The organism is Clostridium sp., assembly GCF_051654825.1.
GTDB lineage: Bacteria > Bacillota > Clostridia > Clostridiales > Clostridiaceae > Clostridium.
In genome coordinates this window covers 1-8,412 of sequence record NZ_JBOFYU010000049.1, presented here as the reverse complement: position 1 = coordinate 8,412, position 8,412 = coordinate 1, and the positions used below count along the sequence as shown (strand labels likewise).

Here is an 8,412-nt window from a genome sequence, read left to right as displayed (position 1 = left end):
ATAATATATAAAGGAATAGGAAAAACAGCACTTGAAGCACTAAAGGATGTAAACTTAGCTTCAAGTTATGAGTTAAACTACTCTCAAAATAGAGCATATATCTTTACAGAAAAGGCAGCAAGGGAGGGTATAGATAAATATTTAGATCTTCTAAATAATAATCAGCAATTTCAAGTAAAGCCTGATTTATTTGTTTACTTTGGAAATGTTGATGATTTGTTAGAAGTAACATCATCGGATGAAGAATATTTAGGATTATACTTAGAGGAGTTAGTACATAAGAATAAAAGAAATCCTAGAGCTATGAGGGCAAATATAAATGAATATTTAAGTGAAAGACTTATAGGAAATAATACAGATGTAATAGGTGTAATAAAAATAAGAGAAGATGCTTTAGACAAAAAAATAGAAATTGATGGAGGAGCTGTATTAAAGAATAATGTACTTATAGAAAGAATAGAAGCAAAGGATGCTATGAGCTTCAACCTTTTAATGGATAATGTAAAAGGTGGTTCATTAGAACTTCAAAATCCTCAATCAGATGGAGATTTTATCTCACTTGAAATACTAGATTGTAAGACATTAAGTAGTATTAATTATGAAGGAGGTAGGCTAAAGCTAATAAAGGATATGGAAATAAGGGTATCATTAGCTGAGGCTCAAGGCTTATTAAAAGTTGATAATGATTTACTTAAACATATAGAAGTTAATAAAGAAGCTCAACTTGAAAACTACTTAGTTAATATATTTGAAAACTATAAAAGTAAGGATTTAGATATATTTAATATTGCGAGACTAGTAGAAATAAATTATCCAAATCTTGAAATAGAAGATCCAATTAAAATAACAGATTTAGATATTAACATTAAATTGTTAATTGATGGAACAGGTATAGTTAAAGAAAGTTTATAATTATTAATAAGGTGTAGAAATATGCAGTATAGTATATTTCTATACCTTTTTTATTTAAATTATAAATTATATATTTAGTTCAATTTTGTGTATTAGATGAATACAATAATAATATAGCTATTGAGGTGAGGGATGTGGATTTAAAACGAGTACGAGCTATCATAAAGAGAGAAGAAGGTGTAAAGCTAGATTTTAAATTAAAGCTTTCATTAGCTACAGAAATGGGTAAAAGAGAATTGGCAAAGGATATTTGTGCTATAGCTAATTCAAATGGGGGAAGAGGTTATATTGTAGTTGGAGTAGAAGATAAGGTTAAAAATATAGTAGGTTTAAGTAAAGAAAACATGATATCAGAGGAACAAGTACAACAAATAGTATCTTCAAGATGTGAACCACCCATTCCAATTTCAGTAGAAAACTACACCTTAGATAAAAAGGTTATTTGTATAATTACAATTTATGATGGTGGACAGAAACCTTATCAAATAAGAGAAAGTGGTACTTTTTATATTAGAAGAGGTTCTACCACTGATATAATGAGAAGACAAGAACTAGTAGCTGCATTTGAAGAAAACTTAAATTTTTATATAGAAACATGTCCTATAATAAAAAGTACAATAGATTTTTTAAATATAGACATAGTTAGTAAATATTTTAAAACTAAAGGAATATATATAAGTAAGGACAATAAAAAAAACTTGCTAGAAAGCTCAGGTATAACTTATATAGATAAGGAGAGTGGTGAAGAAAAGTGTACGTTAGGAGGACTTTTAGTATTTTCAGATAATAATAGTATTGTCTTGCCACATAATATGATAAAGATAATAAATAGAATAGATATTAAAGCTATAAATGTAAAGGTTATCCAAGGGAATTTATTATCTATGATAGATGAGGCTGAAGAGGTGCTTAAAGGAATCCTTACAAAAGATTATCCTCTAGAGGCAGTTATAGAAGCTATAAAAAATGCAGTTTTATATAGAGAATATTCATCAATAAACAAGGTGATTGAAGTTATTATTTCTAATAATGAAACAATGATTATAAGTCCTGGACAAATGATAGAGGAAAATGAAAAGGGAGAAAAAATTAATTATAACCGAAGAAATATTTGGTTATATGAAAAATTAATAACTCTAGATGATAGTAAGCGATTTTTAAATAACGGAGGGGGCTTTGCAAGAATGAAAGAGGCCTTTAATGGAATTGGAAATGTTAAGTTTATTAATTCAAGAGTAGAAGATTCTTTTAAAGTAATTTTACCAGGAATAAAATTTTATATAAAAAAAGAGGAGTGTGGTCCCGATGATACAGGTGTTTTGTGCAAGTAGAGGTTCAGGAAAAACAAAAAGGTTAATAGACCTTGCAAATGGAAATTTAGTTACTTCTAAAGGTGATGCAGTTTATATTGATGATGATGCAAGACCTATGATGCATTTACAAAGGGATATACGTTTTATAGCTACAAATGACTTAGGAGTTAAAGATTGCAGAAGTTTCTATGGATTACTTTGCGGGCTTATTTCTCAAAATTATGATATCGAAAATATTTATATTGATGGGTTAAGCAATATTGTTAATTGTCCTATAAGAGAAGCAACAGATTTATTTGGAAAAATTAAAGAGCTTTCTAGTAAATTTGGTCTTAACTTATTTATAAACTTAAATTGCGATAATACAGATGAATTACCAGACTTTATAAGAGAATACGTAGCATAAACTATTATATAAATATTAAGACTAAGCAAACTATAGGGAGCTAAAGGTTAAACTTTAGCTCTCTTATTTGTTTGTAAATATTAAAAACTTAACTATAATTGTAAATAACAAGGGAATTTGTTGTTTAAAGGTTGATTATGTAACGCATAATGGATATACTAATTTTAGTAGATATTTAATAAATAAAAGTTGGAGGTAAAAAAATGGCTAATGTTTTAGACGAGTTATTAGATCGTGGATACATAAAGCAATTTACTCATGAAGATGAGACAAGAGAATTGCTTGAAAAGGAGAAAATAACTTTTTATATAGGATTTGACCCAACAGCTGATAGCTTACATGTTGGACACTTTATAGCAATGATGTTTATGGCTCATATGCAAAGAGCTGGACATAGACCAATAGCACTACTTGGTGGTGGAACTGCAATGATTGGAGACCCATCAGGTAAAACAGATATGAGATCAATGTTAACTAAGGAGCAAATAGATCATAATGTTGCTTCAATTAAAAAGCAAATGGAGAAGTTTATAGATTTCTCAGATGATAAGGCTATATTAGTTAACAATGGTGATTGGTTATTAGATTTAAACTATGTTGATTTCTTAAGAGAAGTTGGAGTACATTTCTCAGTTAATAGAATGTTAACAGCAGAATGTTTTAAGCAAAGATTAGAAAATGGTCTTTCATTCTTAGAGTTTAACTACATGTTAATGCAAGGATATGACTTCTATGTATTAAATCAAAAATACAATTGTAAAATGCAATTAGGTGGAGATGACCAATGGTCAAATATGATTGCTGGTATGGAATTAGTTAGAAGAAAAGCTCAAGGTCAAGCTATGGCTATGACTTGTACACTATTAACTAATAGCCAAGGACAAAAAATGGGTAAAACAGTTGGTGGAGCTTTATGGCTAGATCCAACTAAAACATCACCATTTGATTTCTACCAATACTGGAGAAATGTAGATGATGCAGATGTAGAAAAATGTTTAGCATTATTAACATTTGTTCCAATGGATGAAGTAAGAAAGGTATGTGCTGTTGAAGGTTCTGCAATAAATGAAGCTAAGAAACTTCTTGCATTTGAAGTAACTAAGTTAGTTCATGGTGAAGAAGAAGCTACTAAAGCTAAAACTGCAGCAGAAGCTTTATTTGCTGGTGGAGTTGATATGAGTAATGTACCAACACTTACAATTGGCAAAGATAAGCTAGGAAGCACTATTTTAGATATTATGGCTGAAAACAAGATAGTACCATCAAAGGCTGAAGGAAGAAGATTAATTCAACAAGGTGGATTATCATTAAATGGAGTTAAGGTTACAGAAGTAACTAGAACTCTTGAAGAAGCAGATTTAGAAGATGGTTCAGCTTTAATTAAAAGAGGAAAGAAAAACTACAATAAAATTGTTGTTGAATAAATAAATCAAAAAAAAGAGAAGGTTTTAACGCCTTCTCTTTTAAATATAAAAAAATATAAAAAATTATAAAGAAAATGAAAAATAATTTAAATAAACAAATGAAAGAAAATAATTTTAATGATATAATTAGGGTATAAATATAATATGAAGGTAGATGAGAAATTATGAAGGAAAACTTTTATTATGTTGAAAAGACTTTAGGGGCAAAAAATCTTTCTGATTTAGAAGTAAAGGTTTTAAGTTACATTGTATCAAATATAGATGAAGCACAAAAAATTGGAGTTAGAGGAGTTGCAGAAAAAAACTTTACGTCAACAGCAACAGTTATGAGGGTAGCTAAAAAACTTGAATATAAGGGTTTTTTAGAAATGATATATAACCTTAAAAATAAAATAAGGTTAAAAGAGGTAGAAACAGAAGTAAATCAAGAGATTATTAAAGATGATTATAAGTTTTATAATTTAGCAAAAGTTAGAGATTATAAAGATTTAGATTTAATAAAAGAGCTAATAAACGATAAGGTAATATATTTGTATTCAGAAGGGTATGGTGAGTATATTACGGAATATATGTATAGAAAGCTTTTAGTAAGAAGAAAGTTAGGAGTAATACTACATGGGTTAGAAGTACCTATAATATATAAAGGAGAAGAAAGTCCTACTTTATTTATTATTTCAAGAAGTGGTGAAACTAAAAGTTGCCTAGCAAAAGTAGAGCAAATAAGAAAGGTAAATGGAAAAGTTATAGCTTTTACGGGTAAAGAAGGAAGTAGCTTATATAAGATAGCAGATGTTGTATTTACCATAACAGATAATGATAAAATTGATAGTGAAAATTATTACCCAACATATTTTTATGGAAATTGTATAAATACATTTGAAAAAATTATTGAATTATTTATGACAAATGATTAGGAGTCATAGAATGAGAATAAAAGATTTTATTATGGACAAACTATCTAGTTTAGGAAAAGCAATGTTAATTCCAATAGTGGCAATGCCATTAGCAGGACTATTATCAAGATTAGGAGAGCCTGATTTATTAAATATGCCTATGCTTAAGGTACTATCATCTGTTGTTTTTGGAAATTTAGATTTACTTTTTGTAATAGGGGTAACTATTGCTTATGCAAATGTAAAAGATAAATCAATTGCTATATTATCTAGTATTTTATCTTTAATGGTATTTAAGGAAGCTTTACTTTATATAAATAAAGATATTAATATGGGAGTATTTGCAGGAATTTTAGTTGGAGCAGTATCAACTGGAATTTTTAATAAGGTAAAAGATATAAAAGTTCCAGAATTATTTAATTTCTTTGGTGGAGAAAAATTAAATATAATAATTTCTCCTTTGACCATTATATTATTTGCTTATTTAGCTTCATATATTTGGCCAATTATTAAAGAATGGATAGATGTAATATCAATTGTTATTGGTGCTAGTGGAGCAATTGGGATATTTATTTTTGGGTTTTTAAATAGAATGTTAATTCCAATAGGATTACATCATGTAATTAATTTATATATTTTTTATGAGTTAGGTACATTTAGTACTGAAAATGGAGTATTAGTTACAGGAGAATTTTCACGGTTTTTAGCTGGAGATAAAACAGCAGGAGCCTTTTTAGTTATGTTTTTTGTTATAATGATTTTTGGACTTCCTGGGGCAGCATATGCTATGTACAAGGTATCTAATAATGAGAATAAAGAAAAAACAAAGGGATTAATGATGACAGGAAGTTTAAATTCAATTGTTGTAGGAATAACAGAACAAATTGAATTTTCCTTTATGTTTAACTCGCCTAAACTATATTTTATTCATGCCATATATACAGGACTAGCTGGAGTTATATTATATTTATTAAATTGTAGATTAGGTTTTTCATTTGGATTTAATGTTATAGATTTAACTTTAAATTGGAAAATGGGTACAAACACTATATGGATAATACCTGTAGGGATTTTATTTTTCTTTTTATATTACTTTACATTCAAATATATTATTGTAAAAGAAGATATAAGTACACCAGGTAGAAATTCAAATGTTAACAATAATAGCAATTTAGAAAATCATGAAAAAATAAAATTATATTCATTGAATATAATAGAATACATAGGTGGAGTGGATAATATTCAAAGATTATCTACTTGCGCAACTAGACTTAGAATTGGAATTAAAGATGAAAGTTTATTAAAAGAGAAGCTTATAAATGATATTAGTGAAATTAAAGCAATAAAGATATCAAATAGAAATATTCAAGTATACTTAGGACAGGATGCTGTTTATGTAGCTAAATATATTGAAAATAATTTTTAAATAAGTGACTTTAATAGATTTATTATAAGATTAAATATAAGTGAAAGAGGATTAGTTAATAAAAAACTAATCCTCTTTTATTTATGGAGTATGCTGTTTACTTATATCATATATAATTCCATTTTTTGTTTTTATATTAAAAAATAAAGCACGATTATCTATTTTAAGATCAGTTCTATTATTTTTCAGGAAATATTCATTAAATTCATTATATGAAATTGGAGCTTTACAATCAGAATTTCCTGTTGGGCATTCTGATTTTACATCATAACAACATAATGCAAATGTAGCATCTTTTGATACTTCATAGGTTGTTATTTTTGGATAATCATTTATTATAAGATACCCATCAGGAATCCACATCTTTCCATCAGGTTCAGTAACTAATTTAGAATCATTCCTTTTTATAGCTTCTTGTAAAGCATCATTACCTCTTAGGAAAATTGCTAAATCTGCATCAATAAATATTTTTCCGTTAGAAGTATAAAAGTTTTTTATAAAGCAGATTTCTTCATCATATATATTAGGATTAACTGTTAAGATAAGTTTAACTGTTTTTCCAAAGATATTGTTTACTCCTGTATAGGTAAATTCGCCAGGTGTAGAGGTATCAATAGAGGTATTGTCCCAGGTAATAGGAATAGAAACTGCATTATCACTTATTGGAACTAATGCTTCATTTGGTAATTCAAAATAATCACCTTGATAAATAGATGAATATATATAAGTTATTTCAAAGTTAGATGAAAGTTCATTAAGAATTGATTTCATATTGTCTACATCTACATTATTGTCTATAGCTAATTTAATTATGGAGTAAGCATCATCTAACTTATTAAGTGAGATATAATCATCTTTAATTTTTAAGTAAGTATCTTTGTTACTTTGATCTAAAGAAATAGCTTTTTCATAATTTATTTTAGCTTCTTCAGGGTTATTGTTTTTAAGATAATCATTAGCAATTTTCAAAGTTTTAGTTGTTTCATTTTCCTCAATTTTTATGTCTTCTTTAACATTTTCTGATATTACAACTTCAGAATCTGTGTTTGTACAAGAAATTAAAGCTGATGATAATGATAATAAAAGAGCAAATGATAATAATTTAATGTGTTTTTTCTTCATATTAATTACTCCTAGTAGTTCTTCTTATAATAATAATATATGCATTGTATGTTTCTAAAGGTAACTAGGATATTTCTAAAGTATTTCTTTAAAATATCCTCTATAAATAAATATCTCCAAAGGTCAATTAAGATAAACACAATTGCTAGATTAAATCATAATTTAGATGAAAATATGTGATTTCAAGAACTTGTAACATGTAACTTAAAAGGTAAAATATTACCTGAAAAAAATATTGAGTTTTGTAGAAAAATATGTAAAAATAATAACAAAAAGTATGAAAAGATAATATATGTAAAAAATGTTGCGTGTAACCATTTTAGAGATAGGCATTAGCTTAAAATGGATTATAATAGCCTTTTTGGCTTTTTTTTATTACTTAAAATAAAAGGAGTAGAGGAAGTATGAAAAATGTAAAAAGACATGTAGCAAGAGCAGTAGCACTAACATTAATAGCTGGACTTGCTAATTCAATGCCAGTTCGTGTTAAAGCAGATGTAAACAATAACAAAATAGTAGAAAATATTACGGTAACTGCTAAAAGTGAGAAAAATGGTCATGATGTAAGTCAAATAATAGATGGTAACACATCAACTTATTGGGAATCTACAAATCATTATAGATGGGTAGAACTTGATTTAGGTGGAACTTACAGCCTTTCAGAAATTAAGGTATTTAATAAATTAAATGGATATTATAACTATAATATATATGCATCTACAGATGGTGAAAACTTTATAAAGGTTGCAAATAAAGATGATAAAGCCTTAGCTACTGCAGAAGGTGATTCACATAATTTAGGAAATATAACAGCTTCTAAATTAAGAGTAGATGTTACTTTTAGTTCAGCTCAAAATGATTCTAATATAGCAGAAGTTGAGATTTTTGGAGAAAAGATTTCTAATGAAACTCCAGT

8 protein-coding genes are annotated in these 8,412 nt (G+C 27.3%); 7 read left to right on the top strand and 1 reads right to left on the bottom strand.

Going from position 1 to position 8,412, the window contains the following annotated elements:
• From ACRDBA_RS03000 to ACRDBA_RS02975, 6 genes are all read left to right on the top strand, one after another.
• A partial coding sequence (locus ACRDBA_RS03000; protein ID WP_438571451.1) for a Ger(x)C family spore germination protein occupies positions 1-912 on the top strand: 912 nt, incomplete at its 5' end.
• Positions 913-1,046: 134 nt separating this feature from the next.
• Positions 1,047-2,243 carry an AlbA family DNA-binding domain-containing protein gene (locus ACRDBA_RS02995; RefSeq protein WP_438571450.1) on the top strand — a complete coding sequence of 399 codons (1,197 nt, stop codon included), beginning with the start codon at positions 1,047-1,049 and terminating at the stop codon, positions 2,241-2,243.
• The gene (locus ACRDBA_RS02990; RefSeq protein WP_438571449.1) at positions 2,218-2,631 is read left to right on the top strand and encodes a hypothetical protein; all 414 of its coding nucleotides are present in this window, start codon (positions 2,218-2,220) and stop codon (positions 2,629-2,631) included. Before ACRDBA_RS02995 ends, ACRDBA_RS02990 begins: the two co-directional genes overlap by 26 nt.
• 203 nt (positions 2,632-2,834) lie before the next feature.
• A complete protein-coding gene (gene tyrS / locus ACRDBA_RS02985; RefSeq protein ID WP_438571448.1) occupies positions 2,835-4,055 on the top strand; it encodes a tyrosine--tRNA ligase in 1,221 nt (406 codons plus the stop codon).
• 164 nt (positions 4,056-4,219) lie between these two features.
• Positions 4,220-4,969, top strand: a complete 750-nt coding sequence (locus ACRDBA_RS02980; protein ID WP_438571447.1) for a MurR/RpiR family transcriptional regulator — start codon at positions 4,220-4,222, stop codon at positions 4,967-4,969.
• Between the two features lie 10 nt (positions 4,970-4,979).
• On the top strand, positions 4,980-6,374 hold the full coding sequence (locus ACRDBA_RS02975) for a PTS transporter subunit EIIC (RefSeq protein ID WP_438571446.1): 1,395 nt from the start codon (positions 4,980-4,982) through the stop codon (positions 6,372-6,374).
• Positions 6,375-6,455: 81 nt separating this feature from the next.
• Here the strand turns inward: ACRDBA_RS02975 and ACRDBA_RS02970 are convergent, their stop codons facing one another.
• A complete protein-coding gene (locus tag ACRDBA_RS02970) occupies positions 6,456-7,496 on the bottom strand; it encodes an Ig-like domain-containing protein (RefSeq protein ID WP_438571445.1) in 1,041 nt (346 codons plus the stop codon).
• 404 nt (positions 7,497-7,900) lie between these two features.
• Here ACRDBA_RS02970 and ACRDBA_RS02965 point away from each other — a divergent pair.
• Positions 7,901-8,412 (top strand): discoidin domain-containing protein (locus tag ACRDBA_RS02965; RefSeq protein WP_438571444.1); only part of this gene is annotated, 512 nt, incomplete at its 3' end.

Bases quoted from the DNA above. Each gene is read 5' to 3' on its own strand.
- ACRDBA_RS02975 (WP_438571446.1), top strand. From the start codon at position 4,980: ATGAGAATAAAAGATTTTATTATGGACAAACTATCTAGTTTAGGAAAA.
- ACRDBA_RS02970 (WP_438571445.1), bottom strand. From the start codon at position 7,496: ATGAAGAAAAAACACATTAAATTATTATCATTTGCTCTTTTATTATCA.
- ACRDBA_RS02990 (WP_438571449.1), top strand. From the start codon at position 2,218: ATGATACAGGTGTTTTGTGCAAGTAGAGGTTCAGGAAAAACAAAAAGG.
- ACRDBA_RS02980 (WP_438571447.1), top strand. From the start codon at position 4,220: ATGAAGGAAAACTTTTATTATGTTGAAAAGACTTTAGGGGCAAAAAAT.
- tyrS (WP_438571448.1), top strand. From the start codon at position 2,835: ATGGCTAATGTTTTAGACGAGTTATTAGATCGTGGATACATAAAGCAA.